The 25,379-nt window shown below is 55.0% G+C and carries 26 protein-coding genes and 1 pseudogene; 15 read left to right on the top strand and 12 right to left on the bottom strand.

Going from position 1 to position 25,379, the window contains the following annotated elements; all coding sequences use genetic code 11:
• Positions 1–65 precede the first annotated feature (65 nt).
• Entirely contained in the window at positions 66–2,855 is a 2,790-nt protein-coding gene (locus tag ACR0IY_RS12115) for a bifunctional aconitate hydratase 2/2-methylisocitrate dehydratase (RefSeq protein ID WP_480673589.1), read from the top strand.
• A 75-nt stretch (positions 2,856–2,930) separates the two neighbouring features.
• Here ACR0IY_RS12115 and ACR0IY_RS12110 read toward each other — a convergent pair whose 3' ends face one another.
• The 5 genes from ACR0IY_RS12110 to ACR0IY_RS12090 form a co-directional block, all read right to left on the bottom strand.
• A complete protein-coding gene (locus ACR0IY_RS12110) occupies positions 2,931–4,316 on the bottom strand; it encodes an aldehyde dehydrogenase family protein (RefSeq protein ID WP_480673587.1) in 1,386 nt (461 codons plus the stop codon).
• Complete coding sequence (locus ACR0IY_RS12105) at positions 4,313–5,986, bottom strand: acetolactate synthase large subunit (RefSeq protein WP_480673585.1); 1,674 nt, start codon at positions 5,984–5,986, stop codon at positions 4,313–4,315. Before ACR0IY_RS12105 ends, ACR0IY_RS12110 begins: the two co-directional genes overlap by 4 nt.
• A 170-nt stretch (positions 5,987–6,156) precedes the next feature.
• Positions 6,157–6,306, bottom strand: a complete 150-nt coding sequence (locus ACR0IY_RS12100; protein ID WP_480673584.1) for a hypothetical protein — start codon at positions 6,304–6,306, stop codon at positions 6,157–6,159.
• A gap of 49 nt (positions 6,307–6,355) precedes the next feature.
• The gene (locus ACR0IY_RS12095) at positions 6,356–6,817 is read right to left on the bottom strand and encodes a hypothetical protein (RefSeq protein ID WP_480673582.1); all 462 of its coding nucleotides are present in this window, start codon (positions 6,815–6,817) and stop codon (positions 6,356–6,358) included.
• A 15-nt stretch (positions 6,818–6,832) separates the two neighbouring features.
• Positions 6,833–7,042, bottom strand: coding sequence for a Rieske (2Fe-2S) protein (locus tag ACR0IY_RS12090; protein WP_480673580.1), 210 nt, complete (start codon positions 7,040–7,042; stop codon positions 6,833–6,835).
• A gap of 441 nt (positions 7,043–7,483) precedes the next feature.
• Between ACR0IY_RS12090 and ACR0IY_RS12085 the strand changes: the two genes are divergently transcribed.
• The 3 genes from ACR0IY_RS12085 (at position 7,484) to ACR0IY_RS12075 (ending at position 8,182) form a co-directional block, all read left to right on the top strand.
• Entirely contained in the window at positions 7,484–7,744 is a 261-nt protein-coding gene (locus tag ACR0IY_RS12085) for an RNA polymerase sigma factor (protein ID WP_480674039.1), read from the top strand.
• A 62-nt stretch (positions 7,745–7,806) separates the two neighbouring features.
• Positions 7,807–7,965: a sigma factor-like helix-turn-helix DNA-binding protein gene (locus ACR0IY_RS12080; protein ID WP_480674038.1), complete on the top strand. Its 159-nt coding sequence runs from the start codon at positions 7,807–7,809 to the stop codon at positions 7,963–7,965.
• 25 nt (positions 7,966–7,990) lie between these two features.
• Complete coding sequence (locus tag ACR0IY_RS12075) at positions 7,991–8,182, top strand: anti-sigma factor family protein (RefSeq protein WP_480673578.1); 192 nt, start codon at positions 7,991–7,993, stop codon at positions 8,180–8,182.
• A 303-nt stretch (positions 8,183–8,485) separates the two neighbouring features.
• Here the strand turns inward: ACR0IY_RS12075 and ACR0IY_RS12070 are convergent, their stop codons facing one another.
• On the bottom strand, positions 8,486–10,555 hold the full coding sequence (locus ACR0IY_RS12070) for an oxidoreductase (RefSeq protein ID WP_480673576.1): 2,070 nt from the start codon (positions 10,553–10,555) through the stop codon (positions 8,486–8,488).
• Between the two features lie 164 nt (positions 10,556–10,719).
• Here ACR0IY_RS12070 and ACR0IY_RS12065 point away from each other — a divergent pair, with 164 nt between their 5' ends.
• The 8 genes from ACR0IY_RS12065 (at position 10,720) to ACR0IY_RS12030 (ending at position 18,299) form a co-directional block, all read left to right on the top strand.
• Positions 10,720–11,514: a helix-turn-helix domain-containing protein gene (locus ACR0IY_RS12065; RefSeq protein ID WP_480673574.1), complete on the top strand. Its 795-nt coding sequence runs from the start codon at positions 10,720–10,722 to the stop codon at positions 11,512–11,514.
• A gap of 230 nt (positions 11,515–11,744) precedes the next feature.
• Positions 11,745–13,022 carry a flavin-containing monooxygenase gene (locus tag ACR0IY_RS12060; protein WP_480673572.1) on the top strand — a complete coding sequence of 426 codons (1,278 nt, stop codon included), beginning with the start codon at positions 11,745–11,747 and terminating at the stop codon, positions 13,020–13,022.
• A 24-nt stretch (positions 13,023–13,046) separates the two neighbouring features.
• Positions 13,047–13,463, top strand: coding sequence for a RidA family protein (locus ACR0IY_RS12055; RefSeq protein ID WP_480673570.1), 417 nt, complete (start codon positions 13,047–13,049; stop codon positions 13,461–13,463).
• A 93-nt stretch (positions 13,464–13,556) separates the two neighbouring features.
• Entirely contained in the window at positions 13,557–14,231 is a 675-nt protein-coding gene (locus ACR0IY_RS12050; RefSeq protein WP_480673568.1) for a DUF1028 domain-containing protein, read from the top strand.
• Between the two features lie 15 nt (positions 14,232–14,246).
• Positions 14,247–15,743, top strand: a complete 1,497-nt coding sequence (locus tag ACR0IY_RS12045) for an aldehyde dehydrogenase (RefSeq protein ID WP_480673566.1) — start codon at positions 14,247–14,249, stop codon at positions 15,741–15,743.
• A 25-nt stretch (positions 15,744–15,768) separates the two neighbouring features.
• Entirely contained in the window at positions 15,769–16,707 is a 939-nt protein-coding gene (locus ACR0IY_RS12040) for a LysR family transcriptional regulator (RefSeq protein ID WP_480673564.1), read from the top strand.
• Between the two features lie 187 nt (positions 16,708–16,894).
• Positions 16,895–18,043, top strand: coding sequence for an acetylornithine deacetylase (gene argE / locus ACR0IY_RS12035; RefSeq protein ID WP_480673562.1), 1,149 nt, complete (start codon positions 16,895–16,897; stop codon positions 18,041–18,043).
• A 28-nt stretch (positions 18,044–18,071) separates the two neighbouring features.
• On the top strand, positions 18,072–18,299 hold the full coding sequence (locus ACR0IY_RS12030) for a CBU_0592 family membrane protein (RefSeq protein ID WP_480673560.1): 228 nt from the start codon (positions 18,072–18,074) through the stop codon (positions 18,297–18,299).
• A 16-nt stretch (positions 18,300–18,315) separates the two neighbouring features.
• On the opposite strand, the gene ACR0IY_RS12025 is transcribed toward ACR0IY_RS12030, so the two are convergent.
• From ACR0IY_RS12025 to ACR0IY_RS12000, 6 genes are all read right to left on the bottom strand, one after another.
• Positions 18,316–18,678, bottom strand: a complete 363-nt coding sequence (locus tag ACR0IY_RS12025; protein ID WP_480673558.1) for a cupin domain-containing protein — start codon at positions 18,676–18,678, stop codon at positions 18,316–18,318.
• Positions 18,679–18,723: 45 nt separating this feature from the next.
• Positions 18,724–18,936, bottom strand: a complete 213-nt coding sequence (locus ACR0IY_RS12020; protein WP_480673556.1) for a hypothetical protein — start codon at positions 18,934–18,936, stop codon at positions 18,724–18,726.
• A gap of 122 nt (positions 18,937–19,058) precedes the next feature.
• Complete coding sequence (locus ACR0IY_RS12015) at positions 19,059–20,096, bottom strand: extracellular solute-binding protein (protein WP_480673554.1); 1,038 nt, start codon at positions 20,094–20,096, stop codon at positions 19,059–19,061.
• A gap of 19 nt (positions 20,097–20,115) precedes the next feature.
• Positions 20,116–20,931, bottom strand: a complete 816-nt coding sequence (locus ACR0IY_RS12010) for an ABC transporter permease (protein WP_480673552.1) — start codon at positions 20,929–20,931, stop codon at positions 20,116–20,118.
• Positions 20,932–21,861 (bottom strand): ABC transporter permease, encoded by a 930-nt coding sequence (locus ACR0IY_RS12005; protein WP_480673550.1) that lies wholly within the window; start codon positions 21,859–21,861, stop codon positions 20,932–20,934.
• Positions 21,861–22,952 (bottom strand): ABC transporter ATP-binding protein, encoded by a 1,092-nt coding sequence (locus tag ACR0IY_RS12000; protein ID WP_480673548.1) that lies wholly within the window; start codon positions 22,950–22,952, stop codon positions 21,861–21,863. The genes ACR0IY_RS12005 and ACR0IY_RS12000 overlap by 1 nt, the downstream gene beginning before the upstream one ends.
• A gap of 309 nt (positions 22,953–23,261) precedes the next feature.
• On the opposite strand from ACR0IY_RS12000, the gene ACR0IY_RS11995 reads away from it, so the two are divergent.
• The 3 genes and pseudogenes from ACR0IY_RS11995 to ACR0IY_RS11985 all read left to right on the top strand — a co-directional run.
• Positions 23,262–24,665: an aspartate ammonia-lyase gene (locus ACR0IY_RS11995; protein WP_480673546.1), complete on the top strand. Its 1,404-nt coding sequence runs from the start codon at positions 23,262–23,264 to the stop codon at positions 24,663–24,665.
• Positions 24,662–25,273, top strand: a complete 612-nt coding sequence (locus tag ACR0IY_RS11990) for a glutathione S-transferase family protein (RefSeq protein WP_480673544.1) — start codon at positions 24,662–24,664, stop codon at positions 25,271–25,273. The genes ACR0IY_RS11995 and ACR0IY_RS11990 overlap by 4 nt, the downstream gene beginning before the upstream one ends.
• A 15-nt stretch (positions 25,274–25,288) precedes the next feature.
• Positions 25,289–25,379 (top strand): annotated as a pseudogene (locus tag ACR0IY_RS11985) (electron transfer flavoprotein subunit beta/FixA family protein); the annotation flags it as partial.

The raw sequence follows: 25,379 nt of genomic DNA, 5'->3' as shown, positions 1-25,379 counted from the left end.
GGGGTTGGTCAGACTGCCGCATACCCGGCGCGAAACATCACACAACGCAAACAGCCGGAACAGCCATGAGCCTTTATACAGACTACCTCAGCGAGATCGAGACACGTAAAGAACAGGGCCTGCACCCCAAGCCCATCGATGATGGTGCCCTTGTGAAAGAGATTGTTGCCCAGATCAAGGATTCCGAGAGCGAGCACCGGGCCGAGTCGCTGAACTTTTTCATCTACAACACGCTTCCCGGCACAACCAGCGCTGCGGGTGAAAAGGCCCAGTTCCTGAAAGAAATCATTCTTGGCGAAGCAGAAGTCGAGGAGATCTCAGTTTCCTTCGCGTTTGAATTACTGTCGCACATGAAGGGCGGCCCGTCGGTTGAAGTTCTGCTGGACCTGGCATTGGGTGGAGATGCCGCGATCGCCGAGCAAGCGGCCGAGGTACTGAAGTCCCAGGTGTTCCTGTATGATGCCGATACCGACCGACTAAAGGCGGCCTTTGAGGCCGGCAGCGCAGTTGCGAAAGATATTCTGGAAAGCTACGCCAAGGCCGAGTTCTTCACCAAATTGCCCGAGATCGAAGACGAGATCAAAGTTGTGACCTACGTTGCAGCCGAAGGCGACATTTCGACCGACCTGCTGTCACCGGGCAATCAGGCGCACTCGCGCTCTGACCGGGAACTGCACGGCAAGTGCTTTATCTCGGACAAGGCTCAGCAGGAAATTCAGGAACTGCAAACCCAGCACCCCGACAAGCGCGTGATGCTGATCGCCGAGAAGGGCACTATGGGCGTGGGTTCGTCGCGGATGTCGGGCGTGAACAACGTTGCCCTGTGGACCGGTAAGCAGGCCAGCCCCTATGTGCCTTTCGTCAATATCGCCCCGATCGTTGCAGGTACAAATGGTATTTCGCCGATCTTTCTTACTACCGTCGGAGTGACCGGCGGCATAGGTATCGACCTCAAAAACTGGGTTAAGAAGGTGGATTCCGAAGGCAATCCGATCCTGAACAATGATGACAGCCCAATTCTGGAGCAGAAATACTCGGTCGAAACAGGCACCGTTCTGACCATCAACACCAAGGATAAAACGCTCTGCGATGCCGATGGCAAAAAAGAGCTGGTGGATGTGTCGGCGTCCTTTACTCCGCAAAAGCTGGAATTCATGAAGGCTGGCGGATCTTACGCGATCGTTTTTGGCAAAAAGCTTCAGACATTTGCGGCGCAGACGCTGGGGCAAGACGTGAAGTCCGCATTTGCGCCGTCGAAGGAAATATCGAATGAAGGGCAGGGCCTGACCGCGGTCGAGAAGATCTTTAACCGCAACTCCGTTGGCGTGCCCGAGGGCACGGTGCTTCACGCGGGTTCGGACGCGCGGGTCAAAGTGAACATCGTCGGTTCACAAGACACCACGGGTCTGATGACCTCGCAGGAACTGGAAGCGATGGCCGCCACTGTCATCTCGCCCACCGTGGACGGTGCCTATCAGTCGGGCTGTCACACCGCGTCAGTCTGGGATAAGAAAGCGCAAGCCAACATTCCGAAACTGATGTCATTCATGAACAATTTCGGCCTGATCACCGCGCGTGACCCCAAGGGCGAATACCATGCGATGACCGACGTGATTCACAAGGTACTGAACAACATCACTGTCGATGACCGTGCGATCATCATCGGTGGCGACTCGCATACTCGGATGTCGAAGGGCGTCGCCTTCGGTGCGGACTCGGGCACCGTCGCGCTGGCGTTGGCCACGGGTGAGGCAACCATGCCGATCCCGGAATCTGTCAAGGTGACGTTCAAGGGCAAAATGGCCGAACACATGGATTTCCGTGATGTGGTACACGCAACTCAGGCGCAGATGCTCAAGCAGTTTGGCGACAACGTCTTTCAGGGTCGCGTGATCGAAGTTCACATCGGCACCTTGTTGGCGGACCAGGCGTTCACCTTTACGGATTGGACGGCTGAGATGAAGGCCAAGGCGTCAATCTGCATTTCGCAGGATGAGACCCTTGTGGAATCTTTGGAAATTGCGAAAAGCCGCATTCAGGTGATGATTGACAAAGGCATGGAGAACGAGGCCGGCACATTGCAGGGTCTGCTCGACAGAGCAGAAAAGCGGATCGCCGAAATCCGTTCCGGCGAAGTGCCCGCGCTGACCCCGGACGACAGTGCCAAGTACTTTGCCGAGGTTATCGTTGATCTGGACGAGATCAATGAACCCATGATCGCGGACCCTGACGTCAACAATGCGGATGTGTCCAAACGTTATACCCACGATACGATCCGACCGGTGTCTTACTATGGCGGAGAGAAGAAGGTCGATCTTGGCTTTGTCGGATCGTGCATGGTCCACAAGGGCGATCTGATCATCGTATCCCAAATGCTGAAGAACCTGGAAAAGCAAACGGGAAAGGTCGAGTTCAAGGCACCTCTGGTCGTGGCGGCCCCGACCTACAACATCATCGACGAGCTTAAAGAAGAGGGTGAGTGGAACATTCTCCAGAAGTACTCGGGCTTTGAATTCGACGATCTGTTCCCGAAAACAGCCGCCCGAACCGAGTACGAGAACATCCTGTACCTCGAACGCCCGGGGTGTAACCTGTGCATGGGCAACCAGGAAAAGGCAGCAAAAGGTGATACCGTTCTGGCGACATCAACACGCCTGTTCCAGGGACGTGTTGTTGAGGACTCCGCCGAGAAGAAAGGTGAATCCCTGCTGGCGTCCACACCAGTTGTGGTGCTGTCAGCAATCCTTGGTCGGACGCCAAACATCGAAGAGTACAGAACCGCAGTCGAAGGTATTGACCTGACCAGATTTGCCCCGCCTGCGACGCCGGAAAACACCAAGTCGGCACATTTCTAAAAACTCCCGGGCCGGTTCTCCTATGTAAGGGAACTGGCCCGTACGCAACTTCGATTCCGCGTAACAGTAGTTATGTTAAATTTTGATCACCGCCATCTTGTCCTGCGTCATATCGTGCATCGTGTATTCGATGCCACCTGTGTTGTACCCTGACTGACGTCGTCCGGCGAACGGCATCCAGTCCACCCGAAATGCCGTATGATCATTGACCATTATAGCTGTCGCATCCAGACGGCGGACTGCGTTTATCGCTGTGTCCAGCGCATTGGTGAAAACGGCCGCCTGAAACGCAAACGGAAGACCGTTTGCTGTTTGTATGGCTGCATCAAGATCATCGTATTCGTAAACGCAAATAACCGGGCCGAAAATCTCCATGGTCGATACGCGCGCGTCTGCTGGTGGATTCAGCAAAACCGTGGGCGCATAGGTTGTCTCACCCAATCGCCGACCGCCGGTCAAAACTTCCGCACCACCCTGAACAGCTTCGTCAACCCAGGTTTCAATTCGGTCTACCTCTTTCGGCCTGATCAGAGGCCCGCATTCGACCTGTGGGTCAATGGCGTTGCCCACTTTCAATGAGCCAGCCAGTGCAGCCAGTTTCTCGGCTATGCCTCGCGCTGATGTTCTGGGTGCAAAAACCCGCTGGACCGAAACACAGACCTGACCCGAGTGGTAAAAACCGCCCTTTGCCAGCAAAGGCAACATCGATTCAATATCGGCTGAATCCTCGATAATGACCGGTGCAGCACCACCGTGTTCCAACGCGCAACGTGTGCCCGCCGCAAGTTTGGACCGCAGCATCCAACCAACCCGCGCGGACCCAATGAACGAAAAAAACCCTACGCGAGGGTCGGTGATCATTTTCTCGGCCAATTCGTTGCCACAGGCCACAAAACGACACCAATCCTTGGGCAACCCGGCCTCGTGCAGAATTTCCACGAAGGTCAGGCAAGACAGCGGTGTATCCATCGCGGGTTTGACCAAAACCGGACAGCCCGTTGCCACCGCTGGGGCGACCTGATGCACGATCAAATTTAGGGGGTGGTTGAAAGCGCTGGCTGCAACCACAACCCCAATCGGCTCGCGCTGGGTAAAGGCAATCCGGCCAGCGCCTGCTGCCGTCAGGTCCATCGGTATCTCACGCCCGGCCATTTGGCTAATCCCGTGTATGCACAGGTCAACGCCGTCTATGGCCCGCCGCACCTCGACGCGCGCGTCCATCAGTGGCTTTCCACCTTCATTGGCGATCAGCAAGGCCAGCTCCTCGAACCGGCCTTCCATGATCTTTCCGGTTCGCCTGAGGATTTCGATCCTCTGATAGGCAGGCAACCAGTTGTCGCGCTCACGGTGCAACGCGTGTGATGTCTCCAGCATGCCATCGATTTCAGGCCACGTAGAAAGCCCAACCGACCCAATGGTTTCAAGGCTGAACGGATTCACAACATCCACACGTTCCGTCATATCAGGCACACCTTTTCGGCCAGTTCATCAATCAGGACCCGTTGGTTTTCGCTGTAATCGACGGGCACATCGACAAGGTGCACGCCCCCGGCCTCGAACGCCTTGTCGAACACCGAAACAAGGTCTTCGGTCCGCTCAACACGATGCCCGGTGGCCCCGTAGCTGTTTGCATGTTGCACGAAGTCCGGATTGTTGAATTCTAGCCCCCAGTCCGAGAACCCAGCATGGACCTGCTTCCAGCGGATCATCCCGTAAGAGCTGTCATTCAGAATCGTGACAACCAGATTGAGACCCAGTCGAACAGCGGTCTCCAATTCCTGACTGTTCATCATGAACCCGCCATCCCCGCAGATAGCCATGATGCGGCGTTCGGGGTACATCATGGCTGCCATCATCGCTGACGGCAGCCCTGCCCCCATTGTAGCCAGAGCGTTGTCCAGCAAGACAGTATTGGGCTGATAGGCTTTGTAGTTTCTTGCGTACCAGATTTTGTAGATGCCATTGTCCAAAGCGATGATATCGCAATCTCGCATCACTTTTCGCGTGTCCGCAACAAAGCGCTGCGGGACGATGGGAAACCGCGTGTCATCCGACCCTTCGGAGGTGTGCAGTTCGGTTTCCTGTTTAATGCGCTTATAGTAGCTGCGGTCAAAATCAAGCGGGCCACCCAGAATTTCACCCAGTTTGGTAATGGACCTGGCCAAATCGCCAACAACCTCGACCTGAGGGAAATAGACCTGATCGACCTGCGCCGCCTTGTAGTTGACGTGAATGACCTTGGTGCCGTTCGGCTCCATAAAGAACGGGGGTTTTTCGACAACGTCATGACCCACGTTAATAATCAGGTCTGCGCGATCAATTGCACAGTGCAGGTAATCGCCATCCGACAAAGCCGCCGTTCCCAGAAACAATTCCGAGCGTTCATCGACCACACCCTTACCCATCTGCGTATTAAAGAACGGAATCTGTGTTTTATCGACAAATTCGCTAAGGGCACTGCGCGCGTATTTTCGATTGGCACCGGCCCCAAGCAATAACAAGGGCATCTTGGCCCCCCTTATCAATTCGGCAGCTTCATGCAGGACGGTATCGCCTGCGATTGCATAATGGCGGGGGTGTGGCTGTAACACGACCTCGTCCACTTCTTCCGCCGCAATATCTTCGGGCAGTTCCAGCAATACGGCGCCGGGGCGTTCTTCCTCGGCCATCCGAAATGCTTCGCGAACCAACGCTGGTATGGTGTTGCCATGAACAATCTGCTTGGACATTTTGCAGATCGGTTCAAACAGGTTGACGATATCGACAATCTGGAACTGGCCTTGTTTTGATTTTTTGATCGGTTTCTGACCGGTAATCATGATCAAGGGCATGCCGCCCAGATTCGCGTAAGCCGCCGGAGTGGCAAAGTTGGTGGCACCCGGGCCAAGTGTCGCCATGCAGACGCCTGCTTTGCCGGTCAGCCGGCCGTAAGTTGCGGCCATAAACGCCGCGCCCTGCTCGTGCCGGGTCAGAACCAGTTCGATCGACGAGGTGCGCAGGGATTCAACTACGTCCAGATTTTCTTCACCGGGAACAGCAAAGATATGTTTCACGCCTTCAGCCTCTAGCGCTGATACAAGCAGGTCTGAGGCTTTGGACGGACTTGTTGCCAGAGTGTCAGGGGCTGTCATGTTATCTCCTTAGTTTTCAGGAATGTGTGGGTTCGCTTCAGTAATGGGGTACGCTGTGTTTCTGGTTAGCTCTCTGATACTTTGAAATCGATTTGCCCATATTGCATTTTCGTGGTGCTCGAACGCTGAAAGAACTGCGCCAGAACCCGCCAAGGTTCATCCAACTGCTGCTAAGCCACCAGCGCTGCCGTCAGAGACCCCAGAGTGATATCGCCTTCGACAACAAGGATACCTCCAATCAGATAAAACAGAAACGGTGTGGCCTTGGCTAACATGTTGTTGGTGAACTTCAGCAGGTACTTTGCGCGGTACAAGAGCATCCTGTTGTCGAGAATGTTCTTGCAGTAAATCCTGTAAAATGTTTCCGCATCACTTTCCGCCTTCGTTTTCGCTGTGTGCACCAAAGCTCATGTCCGACACGAACAACGGGATATTCAGGGTCAGAGGTTTCTTGGCGTTCGGCCCGATGACAACTTCGGTGCCAACCGGATCTTCGTTCAGCAGCAGCAGCTTGGCCACCTGAGCCGCGAGAAATTGAATGTCATCCCAATCCGGCAACTGAGTACTGGGAACACCCATGGACTCCACCGCGCCTTGGTGACCCACCCGTTTCAAACCGTGCTTGGCGTAGTTCTGGATCAGTTGGTTGTAAGGCTCTTCCTCGGTTCCGTCCGATGTATCGGCATAGAGCCCAAGGTATTCATCACGATTGAACGGCTGGGGGTTTTCCTGCGCCCAGGCGGCAATCTCGTCCGCGTCGACCAGAATGGCACTGTCTTCCACCCAGCTTTGGAAGTTGTGCAAAGATTCGGAGTTGTTGTATTCGGACACGTCGCTATCGACACGCTAGTCCCAGTAGTGGACGCCACAAATCAGGTTGTCACCCCGAACAAAGCCGTCCGCCATCAGTGCACCACGACGGTGTGCGCAACGTCCGTACATGACCGAGACCTTGTCATTGAAACGAACGACGACAAGATCCACCTCTCCGACCAGTGCATATTCAGGATTGCGGTCTTTCAGGTCGTCGTAGCGGCAAACTTCAACTTTGTTCATTGAGGTTGCCTTCCTTGCTAAGCTGCCGTGCAGGCAACTTTGGCTGAGTGGGTTGATTTAACGAAAACAGTTTTTTCACCGCGGTAAATCCAAGCACATCAAAAGAAACGGGAATGTTACTTATTTTGAGGAACCATTCTGAAACTCACGGCAGGGAACACCCCGGTCTGTTGTGAATTCTGCGGGTTTTGGGCCGTATTCCGTAAGAAACATAAAGTTTGATCCCCAGCCATTGACGATACTGTGAAGCTTCTATGCGTCTTAGATGCATTGCCGTGGGGTCTGGTTACAAAATAAGTTTCGCGATTTTTTCTTCAGAAATCCGCGGGAGGCGGGACCGACAGCCAAATGGATTAGGATGTGACGCACAGGCATGGGGACTATGAAACCCGTGTACTTGTTACCGACAATATTGGTTGGATGCTGGCCGTTGCGTAAAGGATACTCAACGACCGGATGCACGCGGAAGACGCCGTGCAGAACGACTTTCAAAAGATAATTTCCGGCATCGACGGATTTGAAGGCGGGGTTTTTCTGAAAACCTGGATGCATCGGGTCGTCGTCAACGAAGCCTTGATGATATTGCGGCGTTCCAAAACGCGGAACAAGAACCCGATCGACCCGTTGCTTCCTCAACTTGACGATAGCGGTTGTCGCATCGACCAGTCGCTGATCGTGAATGAGACGCCGGATCCTTGCTGAGCGATTCAGAAATGGTTCTGTAAGTGCAGCAAACGATCATGAAACTTCCTGAATAGTACTGTATCGTTTTAATACTTCCTGACATCGAAGGATTATCGACCGCAGAAGTTGGTGACATTTTGAACATTAGTGAATTCAACGTAAAAATCAGGGTACTTCGTGCCAGAGCGGCCTTAAAAAAATTGCTGGAACCGGTTTTGGGTGATTTCAAAGTCAGCTAAGCAACCCATATCCCTCACGCGGCGCATGCACGCGGTGATGTTCAAGGCACCGATGATGATCTCGTGTGAAGAATTCGAAGACTTTATTTTCGAATACCTTGATGGCGGTCTGACACCGCGGCAAAGGTTTGTGTTCGAATTGCCCCTGAAGGTGTGCGCCGAATGCCGCGCCTATCTTAGGGAATACAGGCGCGCCCTAAGTTGCGCGAGTGCCTAGAAGAATATCGATGTGACAGACGTTCCCGAAGATTTGATCACTGGCGTTCTGGAGGCGCGTGAAAAATCGCGCCTCGCACGTGACCAAAGGACAGTTGATCTGCGCAGGGCGGGACGTACACAGTTTGGATATGGAAACCTAAACCGGCCTGAATCTGGCAGTGGAGCTGCTAGAACAAACCCGACGGTTCGTCGTCAGTAGTTGGTATTACGACCCTTGCCGCCATACTTGTCCGTCGATCGCTTCGGGTCGCTTTTCTTCAAATATTTTGGGGCGAATGCGCTGCACTCGCCCCTGTCTTGTTTAATCGGGAGCCAGTTCCGTGATCTCTCGGCGGAATGGCAGGGCATCACCGATGCCAGGCTCGTCCAGTTCACGCGCGTATCTGTGACCCGCATAGGTCGCCCAGGCAATCGGCCCGGCCGCATTGGCGTCGCCGATCAACTTGACGGACTTGATACCGGCATCGGCCCAATCCGCCTCCTTCTCCTTCAGAGCATTGAAAACACCGTCATTACCGATACGTGAGGCCACCATCACAACCGCGTCGGCCTCGATCTTCCAGGTTCTGTCGGTATAGGTGCAGTTCGACACCACGTGATCCGCGTGAATCTCGGTCACACCCTGGTTTAGGACGATCTCAACACCAGCCTCGACAAGACGTGGGTGGATTGCGATCTGTTCCAACGTATTCTGCGTCCAGTCACTGACTAAGGGCGACGGAGTGACCAAAGTAACCTGAGCCCCGTTTTTGGCCAGCAGTTCAGCCAGCACACCGCCCATGTAATAGTGGTCGTCGTCATACACCACGACACGGCCCGACGGGATGGTCCCATCCATCAGATCGTCCGGGGTATAGATTTTGGCCCCATCGGCGATGGGCATCGGCACCACGTGTTGACGCGACACGCCGTCGCGACGCCAAGTGGACCCGGTTGCGATACACACGTTCTCGAACCCGAACTCAAGAATGCTGTCGGCGTCCAATTCGCTTTCGCGATAAATCTCGACGTTTGGGCGCTGGCTCAATTGATAGTCGCGGTAATCTACAACCCGGCCCCAGGCGCTGAGGCCCGGAAGCAAGCGTTCACGCGCCACGCGGCCACCGATCACGTCCTTGGCCTCCGCCACGGCAACGTCGTATCCGCGGCGGCACAGAGCCCACGCAGCCTCAAGACCCGCTGGGCCCGACCCGACAACCAGAACGTTTGAGCTGTCGCCCTTTTCGTTCATCTTCTCGGGGTGCCAACCCTTGCGCCATTCCTCCATGAAGGTTGGGTTTTGGGTGCAACGGCTGATCGACATGGTCATGTCGCCGGTGATGCAGATGTTGCAGCCGATGCATTCGCGGATATCGTCGATGCGGCCTTCCTCGATCTTCTTGGGCAGGAAAGGGTCAGCGATCGACGGGCGGGCGCAACCGATCATGTTCAGCGTGCCGGACTTGATCATTTTAACCATCACATCGGGCGAGGTAAACCTACCAACACCAACGATGGGCTTGTCGGTCAGATCATGAATGCCGCGCACCAGTTCCTCTTGCGCAGCTTCGTCCTTGAAACGCGACGGTCCCGAGCAATCTTCCCACGTGCCCTGCGCCAGATCCCAGATATCCGGGAGGTTGCGGTTCATTTCGACGAATTCACGCACCTCGGCATTCGAAAAGCCCAGATCGCCGATGGTTTCGTCCAGCGACACGCGCAGGGCGATGGCAATTGTGTCACCAACCGCGTCACGCATATCTGCGATCACCTCGTTGGCAAACCGTGACCGGTTTTCCAAGGAACCGCCGTATTCATCGGTCCGCTGGTTGGTTGCACGGCTCAGGAAGTGCTGGAAGATGCCGAAACCATGCGCGCCGTATAGGTTGATCAGGTCAAACCCCGCCTCTTTCGATCGCTTGGCCGCGTTCACGAACCAGCGGCGAAGATCTTTGATGTCGGATTTATCCAGCGCGCGAGCCTGTACCGGGTCATTGGTAAAGGTGCGGATCGGTAGCGCCGTCGGGGCAAGCGGTACCTCTTTGGAATACATATTCGGCCCATTGATACCGGAATAGGCCAATTGGATACCGGCCAGCGCGCCATGGGTCTTCATTTTTTCGGACATCTTGCGCAATTGCGGGATGTCCTTGTCTTCCCACAGACGCAGTTCGATGAATGGTGTGATTTCAGAGGTGTGGTGCATCTCGCACTGTTCGGTGAAAATAACACCCCAGCCCCCTTCGGCCTTGATCCCGCGCATTTCTGCCGCGGCAGAGGGATCCCGATAACCGCCCCCGTTACAGTGCGGCACCTGATAGAACCGGTTCTTTGCTGTATGAGGACCAATTTTGATAGGCTCGAACAGTATATCGTAGCGTGGATCACGCATGCTGGATCTCCCTTGGACATCTGGCGGGGCGGCTCCAATCAGCTTGGATTTGATTTCGGGCCTTGCTGCCTTTGGCGCATTAGACTGGAAACATACCCCCAAATTATGCAATCAATCTTATGTCAGCTCAGGATAAGGGGTATATACCCCCAGAGAGGTACGAATTGACCAAACTCGACCCAGCACCCGACATGTTGGCAGCTGCAATTCTTGCAATCGAAACAGAGACCTTCCCACAAGAACTGGAGCGCTGGCTGCGGAAGTCCTGCCGTTTTGACAACATCACGATCCTGGCCTTCTTCGAGAATCGGGAACCCGAAGTGTTTCTGACCAGTGCGATCGAACGGCGCGTTTTTGAAAGGATGGACAGCCATTATGTGAACGGTGCCTACCTGCTGGATCCTTTGTATGGATTGTTCCGCAAAGGTGCGCGGGACGGTGTTTATCGTCTGACCGAAGTGGCACCCGACCAGTTTCAACGCAACGAATACTACAAATCCTATTATCAACGTACCACGCTGGTCGATGAGTTGGCATTCTTAAGCAACCCAGCCTCGGGCATCGGCATCACCGTCAGTATCGGTCGGGATGCGACAACCAAATCAAAATTCTCATCCCGCGATATCGCTGCGGCCCGCCAAATCGCGCCAGTCGTCAATGCGCTGGCCATTCGGAACTGGCGGACACTTAAATCCGGGCCAGAATCTTCGACCGAAAACGTCGCTGAGCTATTGCGCGACAGAATGTTTGCCGAAAAAGACATCAAACTCAGTGCGCGGCAATCAGAGATAGCCCTTCTCATCCTACAGGGGCATTCCTCGATCTCTATCGGTCTGACGCTGGGGATCAGCCCGCAAACCGTGAAGGTCATTCGCAAGCAGCTATACAGGAAATGCCAGATATCTTCTCAGGGCGAGCTATATTATCTGATCGCGCCTTTCCTGTCTCAGATCCGGTAAGCATGCGGAAAACAAACGGGGTAACTGCCAGATTAGCCAAAGCCTAATTAGGGGTAAGTTAGACAGTAATTTCGCCATTTTTGAAGATGTGGAACTTTGTCCGAGAAACGCACAAGGCGTGCCGGATCGGCGCAACGGCTATTGCCCGGCAGCCTATTCGGGCTGGTCTGACGCCCGTGCTGTCGACGGTCAATAAGACCGGTTCAATACATTACTAAGGGAACCTGACTATGACTTTGGAGAAAACGGACACGCTGGTTGTCGGTGGTGGACAGGCAGGTATCGCGCTCAGCGAGCATCTGGGGAACAATGATGTTCCTCATATCATTCTGGAAAAAAACCGGACGGCCGAAGCCTGGCGGACCGGTCGCTGGGATGCGCTGGTCGCCAATGGACCGGCCTGGCACGACCGTTTCCCAAGCCTGCTGTTCAAGGGAGACGACCCCGATGCCTTCGTTACGAAGGATCGCGTCGCTGAATACCTGGTTGAATACGCTCAGATGGTAAACGCCCCCATTCGCGAAGGTGTCGAAGCGCTCAAGGCCGAGCGCCTGCCCGGTGAAGGCGGCTTCCGTGTCGAAACCTCGGAAGGTGTGATCCAGGCAAAACGCATCGTCGCGGCCACCGGCGCGTTCCAGCACCCTGTCATCCCCCCGATCGTTCCCGATACTGCAGGTGTCGAGCAACTGCACTCGTTCTATTACAAGAACCCCGACCAGCTGCCCGAAGGCGCGGTTATGGTGGTGGGTGCCGGCTCCTCGGGTGCGCAGATCGCGGATGAGCTGAACCGCGCTGGCCGCAAAGTGTTCCTGTCGGTTGGCCCGCATGACCGCCCGCCGCGCCGGTACCGTGGTCGCGATTTTGTTTGGTGGCTGGGTGTACTGGGTCTGTGGGACGTTGCCGCAATGAAACCGGGAACTGAGCACGTGACTATCTCGGTCAGTGGTGCCTATGGCGGCCACACCATGGATTTCCGGCGTCTGGGCAACGAAGGTGTCACACTCGTCGGGCTAACCCGGAAATTCGAGAATGGTGTACTGAGCTTTGCAGACGACCTGCAACGCAACGTGGCCGCAGGCGATGCCAACTATCTTGAGATGCTGGATCTGGCTGACGCTTATGTAGAACGTAACGGCCTGAATCTGCCGAAAGAACCCGAAGCGCGGCAGGCGTATGCCGACCCCGATAGCTTGGTTAACCCGCTGGAATCAATCGACTTTGCCAAAGAAGGCATTAGCACGATTATCTGGGCCACCGGTTTCCGCCAAGACTTCAGCTGGATTAAGGCTGACGCCTTTAACGAAAAAGGCGCACCCATTCACCAGCGCGGCGTATCGGTCGAACCGGATATCTACTTTTTGGGCCTGCCATGGCAATCACGCCGTGGCTCGACCTTCCTGTGGGGTGTCTGGCACGACGCCAAATACATCGCCGACCAGATCGCAATCCAACGTGCATACGCCGAATATGAAGGCGAAGCGGCAATCATTACGTCAGCCGCAGAATAAACAAACAGTATCAGGATACCGAAAATGGCGCATACTCGTATTCGCAAATTCAACACCAAAGACACCTATCCGGAACAGAACCTGGACAACGACCTGTGTCAGGCCGTTGTGACCCATGGGGGCAAAACCGTCTATTTGCGCGGCCAATGCCCGCAGAACCTGGACGATGCAGTCAATATCGAAAGCCACGATCCGGTCGAACAGACCCATAAGGTCATGCAGAACATCAAGCAGCTGATCGAAGAGGCCGGCGGATCGATGGAGCATCTGGTCAAGGTCGTCGTCTACATCACAGACGTGCGCCACCGCGAAGCCGTCTATCGCACCATGGGCGAATACATCAAAGGTGTTCACCCCTGCTCGACCGGGTTGGTGGTTCAGGCGCTGGCACGCCCCGACTGGCTGGTCGAAATCGACGGCACCGCTGTCATTCCCGATTGATCGGCCTTCCCCGATAACCACACTGGCCGGGTCGCGCCCCTCTCCCCTTTTGCGCGGCTCGGTCCTTAGTTTTGTATTTTGCAGGAGGCACGCATGACGTTTTCTCTGGTCGCTCGCTGCCCGGACACCGGCATGTTCGGATTGGCAATCTCTTCGTCTTCACCGGCCGTTGCCGCGCGCTGTTCCTTTGCCCGCGCCGGCGTTGGTGCGGTAGCATCCCAGAATGTGACAGACCCTAGTTTGGGCCCGCTTGCGTTAGACCTGTTGGAACAGGGGCTGTCGGCGCAACAGGCCGTGGATGAGGTGAAGAAGCAAGGAAATTTCATCGAATACCGGCAGGTGCTGGCCGTGGATATCCAAGGGCGAACCGCGATCCATTCGGGCCCGAACTCTCTGGGTATTTGGACGCAGGCGCAGGGTGAAAACGTCGCCTCGGGCGGTAATCTTTTGGACAACGACGGCGTTCCGCAGGCCATCGTTGACGGCTTTCTGGCCGCTTCTGGCCACATCGGGGATCGCCTGATTGCGGCTTTGCGGGCGGCTCTGAAGGCTGGTGGCGAGGCCGGGCCCGTCCATTCCGCCGGCATGAAGATCGTCGACAAAGTCAGCTGGCCTGTCGCCGATCTGCGCTGTGACTGGACCGAGGATTGCCCGATCGAAAATATCGCAACCGCCTGGGACATCTATAAACCGCAACTTGATGCCTACATTCAGCGGGCGCTCGACCCTCGCGAAGCGCCCTCATACGGCGTGCCCGGCGACGAATAATCAGGGAGAAACACCATGTTGGACTACTCACATGAAGACTGGAAAAGCCGTGCCGCCGGGCTGTCATTCCGGGGACAGGCCTTCATCGACGGTAAATTTGTTGACGCTGCGTCGGGCCAGACCTTTGACAGCATCAATCCCGCCACGGGCGCAGTTCTGACATCGGTCGCGGAATGTGACGAAGAAGACGTCAACCGCGCGGTCGCCGCCGCACGTACAGCCTTTGAGGATGGCCGCTGGTCGCGCATGGCGCCGGGTGATCGCAAGGCGGTTATGCTGAAACTGGCCGATCTAATCCGCGACAACCTGGAAGAGATGGCGCTGCTGGACAGTCTCGACATGGGTAAGCTGGTCAAAGACGCCGTGACCATCGACGCCCCTGGCTCGGCGCATTTCTTCCAGTGGTATGCTGAAGCAATAGACAAGGTCTATGACGAGGTCGCCCCCACCGGCCCCGGCGATCTGGCACTGGTCGCACGGGTTCCGCTGGGTGTTGTCGGTGCGGTGACCCCGTGGAACTTCCCGCTGGATATGGCAACCTGGAAAGGTGCGGCGGCGTTGGCGGCTGGCAACTCGGTCGTTCTGAAACCCGCCGAACAATCGCCCCTGTCTGCCCTGCGTCTGGCCGAACTGGCCGCTGAGGCCGGTATTCCCGACGGTGTTTTTAATGTAGTTCCCGGATATGGCGTTACCGCGGGCAAAGCGCTGGGTCTGCACATGGATGTGGATTGCCTGGCCTTCACCGGCTCAACCGGAATCGGCAAAATGTTCATGCGGTATTCCGGACAGTCAAACCTGAAACAGGTCTGGCCCGAAACCGGTGGCAAGAGCCCCAATCTGGTCTTTGCCGATTGCGAGGATTTGGACGCCGCCGCCGACATGGCCGCCTTTGGTATCTTTTTCAATCAGGGCGAGGTCTGCTCGGCCAACTCGCGATTGTATGTTGAACGATCAATCAAGGACGCCTTCGTTGAGAAACTCATTACCCGTGCGCAGGCAACCCAGCCCGGCGATCCGCTGGATCCGGCTTCGAAAATGGGTGCGATCGTTGATGAAAAACAGACGCAGGGCGTCATGCGTTTTGTTGAGGAAGGCAAGAAATCGGCAAATCTGGTTGCAGGCGGCGAGCGCGTGAGCGTCGATGGCAAAGGCTGCTTTGTTCAGCCCACCATCTTTGACGATGTCAGCCACGACAACCCGCTGGCGCGTGACGAAATCTTTGGCCCTGTTCTTTCGGTTATTCCATTCGACAGCGAGGATGAAGCGGTGGCGATGGCCAATGACTCGATCTACGGCCTGGCGGCATCCGTCTGGACCGGCAACCTCAGCCGCGCCTGCCGGGTGGCGGACAGGCTGATGGTCGGAACGGTTTCGGTCAACACGGTAGACGCGCTGTCAGCTCAGACCCCGTTTGGTGGTATGAAACAGTCCGGCTTCGGACGAGATTTGTCTTTGCACTCGCTTGAAAAGTATACTGCTTTGAAAACAACGTGGATTAAGTACCGGTCTTGATTCACATTAACTTAGGGGTACGCCTTTGCCTTTCAGATACACGCTGCGCCAGCTTGAGTATTTTGTCGCTGTGGGAAAGGCAGGCAGTATCTCGGCTGCAAGCGAAGTGCTGAATGTGTCGTCGCCGTCCATTTCGGCGGCTATCAACCAGTTGGAAGCCGAGTTTGGCCTGAACCTGTTTGTCCGCGAACACGCTCGGGGCTTGTCTCTGACCAAGGCCGGTCACAAATTTATGGAGCGGACCGAATTCGTTTTACGAGAGGCTGAACTTTTGGCGACACTTGCCGGAGAGATCACCGGTAAAGTTCAGGGCCTTTTGTCTGTCGGATGCCTAGTCACTTTTGCTCAGATCGTCCTACCCGGCCTTCGCCGTAGTTTCGAGGATCACTATCCAGCCGTCCGGATTGAGCAGCGCGAGCTCAACCAGGCGGATATCTTCAGCCAGTTGCGGCGCGCGGAATTGGATGTTGCGCTGACCTATGACCTCGATATTCCTGCGGACCTCACTTTTCTGCCCTTGCTCGACCTGCCTCCGTACATCGTTTTGCACGCGGGGCATCCTTTGGCGCAACGTGACCAGCTTTCGATGGCCGACTTGAAGGACCTGCCAATGGTTCTGCTGGACCTGCCCTATAGCAGTGAATATTTCCTGTCATTCTTCCGCGAAGCCGGTATCAAACCGAATGTCACTGAACGCACCAAAGACATGTCCGTGATGCGCAGCCTGGTGGCCAACGGGTTCGGGTTTTCGATTGCCAATGTCCGGCCCATTAACAATTTGTCACCGGACGGGAAAAAGCTGATCTTTATACCATTTTCCGATGAAATGAGGCCGATGAGGTTTGGTCTGCTGAAAGCACGGATCGAAAACGAAACCAATACGGTGAGCGCTTTTGTTGAGCATTGCCGGCAATCGGTCGAAGGTGGCAACGTTCCCTTTTTGCAAACCGCGCCCGATAATTGACACACAGAAAAAAGGTTCGCTTTTTCCTAATCAGTGGTTTGAGTAATCGAGATTTAAGTCTGTTCTTCAAGCCTTAAACTGATAGCCGAAAACTGTGTCAAAGCACACAATTCACCAACGAGTGCGAAAACCCCCTGACGATGTATCAGGCAAGTGAACTATTGGATTGGAAGCTGGTCGTATTCTCATGACAACATCATTGGATTTACTCGACAAGCTGATCTCATTTAACACGGTCAGTAAGAATTCGAACCTCGAACTGGCGACCTTTGTCGAGGATTTTCTGAAACAGTGCGGGTTTGCCGTGCATCGCATCACCGACCCATCCGGTGACAAAACAGGGCTGTACGCGGAAAAAGGCCCTGATGGAGACGGGGTCTTGTTATCAGCGCACACCGATGTTGTACCGGTTGAAGGACAGAGTTGGACAAAAGACCCTTTCCAGCTAACCCGCGAAGGCAATCGCCTATACGGGCGTGGCACGACGGACATGAAAGGCTACGTGGCATCTGTTCTGGCGCTGGCCGACCGGGCAGCAACCGCCGATTTGCGCGAACCGCTCAAGATTGCGTTGTCGTATGACGAAGAGGTGGGCTGCGTTGGAATTCAACAAATGCTGGACCGCCTCGCGCCAATGCTGGGCCAGCCCCGCGCCTGTTTCGTGGGTGAGCCAACCGAAATGCAAGTGGCTGTTGGCCACAAAGGCAAAGCGGCGCTCAGGGCTGTCTGTTATGGTCAAAGCGGCCATTCGGCACTGGCCCCAAACTTTGTAAATGCTCTGCATTTGGCGACTGACTTCATGACCGAGTTGCGCAACCTGCAAAAGGCGTTTGCTGAGAATGGCAACACCGATCCCGCCTATTCCGTGCCCTACACAACACTACATGTAGGCATGCTGACAGGCGGCAAAGCGCTCAATATCGTTCCTGATCGGGCCGAGCTTACGTTGGAATACCGACATTTAGCATCGGATCGGGGCAAGGACATTTTGGATCAGATTCAAGCAGCCGCGGACAGGGTGACGACGACCTATCAGCCATTGTTCGAAGAAGCGCGAATTGAAGTTGAACAATACAACGCGTATCCCGGCCTTGACGTCGCCCAGACAGAAGCGGTCATTACGTATGCCCAGAAGCTGGCGCAAAGCAATGCGATCACAAAGGTTGCCTTCGGTACCGAGGCCGGGTTTTTCAGCGAATTAGGTATTCCAACGATCGTTTGCGGCCCCGGCTCGATGGAGGGTCAGGGACACAAACCGGATGAATATCTTGAGATGAGCCAATTGAAAGCCTGTGACGACATGATGGACCGGATTCTAAAGGACCTGAGCCATTGAACATGCTTGCGGACCTGACTCTGGCGGATTGTGTCGGATTGCTGGGTCGGTCATCATCGTGTGTGTCTATTACCTTGCCACCCGCGATATCCTGTCGGCGAACCGGATACCATTCATTGTCTGCAATATCGTCGGCGGGGTGTTGGTAGCTGTCCCACTGATATATCGCCCCAACCAAGGCGCAATTGTTATTGAGGTCATGTTTCTGCTGATGGCAGCATTGACGATCCTGCGCAACTTGCGTGGCGCGGAATAATCCGCGCCGGGCTGTTTCAGGAAACGATCATATAGTGTTTCCGTAGTGTCTGCGTAATTTCCCACGTGCAAGGTGTTCCCTTGGCGATAAAAAAGGTATCGCCTGCAGTAAACTTCTGTTCGGTTCCGTCCGCGCCGGTCAGGGTCAGGGACCCAGAAATGACAGTCATCATTTCATCAACGGGATAGGCCTCGATCTTTTCCAGACACGGTGCACATTCCCACACACCAACAGAAATCTTGCCATCTGCGCTTTCGAAAAAGCTGCTGATGATCTCCGACGTGTCGCCGGTGGTGAAACAGTCTTTTTCGACCGCGGTCGAGGGCACAAAGCCTGTTTCAGGGTGTCCTTCAGGCAAAAGACGAATAGGTGTAAGCATGATTTCGTTTCCTTTCTGCCGGATGTAGCCGTCCGGCCTTTTCCGTCAGGCGCGGTTTTCCGCGACCACACAGACCATATCAAACAACAGAGATGCCCCTGCAATAGCAGCAACTTCGGCATGATCAAAGCGCAGCGATACTTCGACCAGATCTGAACCGCTATACGTGGGCTTATTACCCAATGCGTATTTGCGATTTTCAGTTAAAGCGCGATCCGCTGCGCGGATAAAATGAACCTTTGCCTCTGACAGTGGCAAATCAAAAATCCATAACTTCTGATTAGGACCAGCTTTGCCCGCAGGAATCGCGGATTTAGGTCTAAATGAAACCCGCCCAAGTCATGGGCGGGCAGTTTTTTCACTAAGCTATAGTCAGGCGATCACTTTTTAAGATTGGTCCAGATCTGATCGTAGACCGCCTGAGTTTCCTCATCGCAAACTTCGATAAAGACACCCGGACCCGCATTGTCATGCGGGTTTTTTTCGGGCTGAGTTGCCAGTTCCGGGTCCAGGAAGTCTTCCACACCGGAAACGCCTGCATTGTAGCGCGCGTAGTTAGTAACAGCCGCGATGTTCTCAGGCTCAAGCAAGAAGTCCATGAACTTTAGCGCGCTGTCGCGGTTCGGGGCGTCTTTCAACAGAACCACATTGTCCATCCAAGCAATGTAGCCTTGGGTCGGATAAGAATATTCCACATTGGCCCCTTCTTCGCGTGCCTTGGCAGAGAAGCCATCGTAAATCTGACCCACTGCAGCGTCACCCGATACCAGAACTTCCTTGGCAGTATCCGAGTTGAACGACGCCCAGTGTTGTTTGGCCTCTTGTAGCATGGCGTTCAGTGCTTTCAGTTGCTCGCGATCTGTCGAGCATTGCGGAATGCCCATGTGCAAGGCTGCCATCGCCATCACTTCACCCTGACTGTCCAGCATGTTGATCCGGCCCTGCAATTCGGCAGGCGGGTTAAACAGGATATCGGTGGTGTTGATATCGCCGTCATAGGAATCGCGGTTGACGGCAAAGCTGGTCGAACCCCACTGATACGGGATCGAGGACTGACGACCAGGATCAAAACCAGGATCGGCCCATTCGGGTTCGATGTTTCCTTTGTTCTTCAGCTCGCCATCGGCGATTGTGTCCAGCATCCCTTCGCCAGCCATGATCGCGACCATATAGTCGCCGGGAACAGAAACATCGTAGGTTCCGATACCACCGGCCTTGAGCGAGGCCAGCATGGCTTCGTTCGAGTCATAGGTGTCCATGGTGACATTGATACCGGTTTCTTCTGTGAATTTATCCAGCAGCTCCTGCGGGATATACTCGAACCAGTGGTACAGAACCAGCTCGCCCTCAGCGGCGGCTGCGTTGGCGCCAAGGGCCAGAGCAAGCGCGGCGACACTGCTTTTCAAAAAAGTGTTCATCGTGATCTCCATCTGTTGGTTACTTGGTATTATCTGATTTGCTGACGAAATAACTGATCGTGACCATGATGATGGACACACTCAGCAGCATGGTCGAAATCGCCATGATATTGGGTTTGATGCCTTGCTTGACCGACCCGAAGATCGCAGTCGGCAGTGTTTCGACACCGGCACCTTTCACGAAGTTGGTAATGATGAAGTCATCCAGGCTGACGATGAAGGCCAGCAGGAAGCCAGAGATGATACCGGGCATCATCAGTGGCAGCAGAATCTTGGTGAACGCCTGTCGTTTAGTGGCGTACAGATCCAGTGCCGCCTGCTCATAGCTATCCTCAATCCCCTGCATCCGTGCTGAGATTGGCAGGTACGCAAAGGGGATGCAGAAGGCGATATGCGCCAGCAGGATCGTCAGCAGCCCGCGCTCGAACCCGACCGAGTTGAAGAAGATCAGGGTTGCAACCGCAAGAACGATCTCGGGCACCATCAACGGCAGGCTGATCAGCCCGAAGGACAGGGTGCGAAAGCGGAACTTGCCGCCGCGTACCATACCGGTTGCCGCCAGCGTCGCGATCGAGGTCGCAACCGTGGCCGCAACGATGGCAATGATAAAGCTGTTCTTTGCCGCCGTCTTGAACTTGCCGCTTTCCGGTCCGGTAAAGACATCCGCATACCAGCGCAGCGACAGGCCTTCCCAATTGGTCAAGGATTGCGAGGCGTTGAAGCTGTAGATCGTCACAACAACCAGCGGTGCATAAAGGATAACAAGACACAGCAGGGTAATCCCCTTAAAGCCAGTATAGGACTTGATGTTGAATTGCTTACTCGTCGCCATCATTCAGCCCTCCCCTTTGTTGGCTTTCGCCTGTTGCCGCGCAGAGATTATGAGAATGATCAGCACCATGGTCAGCAGGATCATCGACGCCGCGGCACCAAAGGGCCAGTTGCCGGCGTTGCCTTTGAACTGCTCTTCAATCAGCGAACCGATCATAAAGTTCTTGGCACCACCCAGAAGATCGGGTGCAAGGAACGACCCCATCGACGGCACGAACACCAGAATACAACCCGCGAATACACCCGGTTTGACCGCCGGCAGCAGAACGCGCCGCAAGGTGGTCCACTTTGAGGCATAAAGATCTGCCGCCGCCTCTGAGAGCGCGAAGTTATACCGCTCGACCGCTGCATAGATCGGCAGAACCATGAAGGGCAGGTAGGAATAGAACAGGCCCAGCTGCACCGCGAAGTTGGTGTTGACGATATGCAAGGGACTGTCGATCAGGCCGATGTTCATCAGGAAATCGTTCAGTGGCCCCTGGTCGCGCAGCAGGAACTTCATCGAAACGGTACGGATCAGCAGGTTGACCCAATATGGGATAGTAATCAGAAACACCCAGATCGGGCGCATCTTTTCGGGTTGTGTGGCAATGAAGTAGGCTGTCGGAAACCCTATCACCAGGCTCAGCAGTGTCGCCGCCCCTGCTTGCCAGATCGACCGCCAAAAGATCGTGATATAGGTCCATTCAATTTTCGGAGGATCGTCCCCGAACAGGCCGCGATCGAAGAAGAACTGATCATAGGCCGCCAGGCTGAATTCCCAGATCACGCCGCCGCGGAACTCTTTTGTCAGGAAAGAGTAGATCAACATCATGATGACCGGTGCCAGAACAAGGATACTGAGCGTCACCCATGCGGGCAATAACAGCCATGTGCGGGCCTCTTTATAGGTGTCTGTGGTTGCGCTGCCGCCGCTTGCTGCACCTGCTGCCATCAGTCCACCAGGAGGCGCGCGGCCCCCAGCTCCATATTGACGAACATCTCGGTGCCGGGCTCGAATATCCGCTTGTTACCGCGATCCGAGTTGGATGTGCGCACCACGAAATCCGGGCCATCCTGAAGGTCGACAATCGTGGTGATGTCGGTGCCGACAAAGATGTTCTCTTTTACCCGCCCTTTCAGGCTTTCACCTTCGGCAGGCTGATCCGACATGAACAGACGTTCGGGACGGATCGACAAATGCACTTTGGAACCGACGCCGATGCCTTCGACCTGATTGCAGGTCAGTTCGTGTCCGCCGCCCAGATGGCAAACGGCACGCCCATCATTGACTTCGTCCACCGACACCTCCAGCAGGTTCGTTTCGCCGATGAAATCAGCCACGAACATATTGTGGGGACGTTCATAGATGTCGGTTGGCGAACCCAGTTGTTGCAATTCACCTGCCGACATCACCGCGATCCGGTCGGACATAGTCAGGGCTTCTTCCTGATCGTGCGTCACGAAGATAAAGGTGATCCCTGTCTCGCGCTGGAGGTGCTTGAGCTCCAACTGCATTGCCTTGCGCAACTTCAAATCCAGCGCTGACAGCGGTTCGTCCAGCAACAGAACCTTGGGCTTTGGTGCCAACGCACGGGCCAGAGCCACACGTTGCTGCTGACCGCCGGACAACTGGCTGGGCTTACGCGTCGAGAACTGGCCCAGTTGCACCAATTCCAGCATTTCGCCTGCACGTTTACGGGCATCGGATTTTGAACTTCCCCGCATCTCGAGGCCAAAGGCAACGTTGTCCAAAATCGTCATATGCGGGAACAGCGCATAGTTCTGGAAAACAGTGTTCACCGGTCGCTTGTTGGGCGGGAGGTTCTCAATCTCGTCACCGTAAAGGTATATCGCGCCCTCTGTTACGTTCTCGAACCCAGCGATCATCCGCAGCAGAGTGGTCTTGCCGCAGCCCGACGGGCCTAACAGAGTGAAAAACTCATTATCCATGATTGACAGCGAGATGGTCTTAAGCGCCGTGAAGTCGCCATAGCGTTTAACCGCATCTCGTACATCAATCGCGATCTGTTCATTGCCAGACAAGCGCGCCTCCCTCCGTGTCGCAAAGTTTCGATCATTTATATCGCGGGGGAGTGTTGCTCTGAATAATTGTGTTCCTCACTAAACATTAGGTTTAGCCTAATCATTTAGTTAAGACTAAGAAATCGCACTGCTTTTCAATTTAGCACACCTAAAAGCCATTGTGTTTTTCAATTTTCGAATGCGCTTCGGGAACCCATCAATTCTGGGTTCGGACCGGCCTAATCAGTGCAAAGGAAAGACTGTCTTTAGGTCAAACTGCCGGTCTTGTAAGCCTCATTCCATAGTTAACTTTGAACTGAACCCGGACCAATGCCCCAGTACCGAACCGAAACGGACTCCATTGGCAATGTGGAGTTGCCCGCGAACTGCCTTTACGGCATTCAGACAGAAAGGGCCCGTCAGAATTTCCCCATTACAAACGTAACTCTGTCGCAATTTCCTAGCCTGGTGACCGCGCTGGCCATGGTGAAAAGTGCCGCGGCGCAGGCCAATGGGGAAATCGGGGGCATCGCAGAGGTCAAGGCCCACGCCATTGTTGAAGTATGCGATGAGATCATCGAAGGCCGTCATCACGAACACTTTGTCATCGACATGATCCAGGGCGGTGCGGGTACATCCACCAATATGAATGCAAACGAGGTGATTGCGAATCTAGCCCTTGGAAAGCTGGGTCATCCGCCTGGCGCGTATACGCATCTGCACCCTAATGATGATGTAAATCACGGCCAGTCCACAAATGACGTTTACCCAACCGCTGTTCGACTGGCCGTGCTCTTTCAGGTGGCGCCACTGTGCCGGGCGCTCTCGCGCCTGCAAGCAGCGTTTGAGGACCGCGCAAGGGCTTTCGCAGACATCGCCAAGGTGGGTCGCACTCAGTTGCAGGATGCCGTCCCGATGACACTTGGTGCGGAATTCCGCTCCTTCGCCGTTACCGTCAGTGAAGACATTGATCGCATTCGCGAAATCGGCCGCCTTCTGGAAGAAATCAATCTGGGTGGCACCGCCATCGGCACTCGCGTCAACACCGAAGTCGGGTACGAAAAGCGCGCCGTGGGCAACCTGGCCCGGATATCCGGTTTCAACCTACGCCAAGCCAGCGACCTGATCGAGGCATCGTCGGACCTTGGCGGTTTTGTCACCTTCTCGGGCATTCTGAAACGCGTGGCGGTGAAACTATCCAAGATCTGCAACGATCTGCGTCTGCTGTCTTCTGGCCCCCGCGCCGGGCTAGGTGAGATCATTCTGCCCGCAGTGCAGGCGGGGTCGTCCATCATGCCCGGCAAAGTGAACCCGGTCATCCCCGAAGTGGTCAATCAAGTCTGTTATCAGGTGATAGGCAATGATCTGACCGTCACGATGGCGGCTGAAGCCGGGCAATTGCAGTTGAACGCGATGGAGCCTATCGTTGCCTATAACTTGTTAAATTCACTTGCGATTTTGACGAATGGCATAGATGCCCTGACGGATAAATGCGTGGCGGGGATTGAGGCGGACGCAGACCGTTGCGCCGCTTTGCTGGATAACAGTCTGGTGCTTGCCACAGCGTTGGCACCGCATCTTGGATATGATGCGGCCGCACGAATTGCCAAACAGGCGCTGTTGACCGGCAAGTCAATCCGAGAGGTGATGACTGAAAGTGGGCTGGTGCCCGCAAAAAAACTGGATAGCATCCTGTCATCGTCCAATATGGTTAATCAGGAAGCCTCTCCATGAATCGATTATTTTTTTCCTCCGCCTCGCCGTTTGCGCGCAAAGTTCGTGCCGCCGTCATCGAGAAGGGTGTTGAGAACCTCGTGGAGGAGGTTGAAGTCGCAACATCTCCGCTCGAAACTAACCCCGATCTTGCTGCACGAAACCCGCTGGGGAAACTACCGTGTTTGGAGCGTTCGGACGGTCGGGTTGTCTATGACAGCCGCGCAATCCTGCGTTTCATTGACAGTCTGAACGCCACCACCCGGCTGTATCCCGGTGATGATACAGAGTTTGATCGGCTGACCGTCGAAAGTCTGGCCGAAGGCGTCATAGAAGCAGCCTTGCTGTGTGTTTACGAGCGGCGCATCAGGCCAGAGGATCAGGTGTCGCAAGGCTGGCTCGACGGGCAATCGGACAAGATCAACCGCGCGCTCGATTGGTTCGAGGCGAACGTTCCCAGCGCCCTAGAGACCCAATTTGATGCCGCCAGCATTGGTCTGGCCTGTGCCTTGGGATACCTCGATTTCCGCCAGCCAATCGGTGACTGGCGTCCCGGTCGCCCCACCTTAACCGCCTGGTATCAAACCGTATCCGGGCGCCCATCCCTTGAGAATACCAAACCAAACTAACCAAAGGAGAACGCGATGAAGGTACTCGTGCCTGTCAAACGCGTGATTGACTATAATGTGAAGGTTCGCGTTAAGGCGGACGGTAGCGGAGTTGATCTCGCCAATG

Source organism: Ruegeria sp. BC1, from assembly GCF_056539305.1.
The sequence above is the reverse complement of the archived record's forward strand: the minus strand, read 5'-3'. Positions and strand labels throughout refer to the sequence as shown.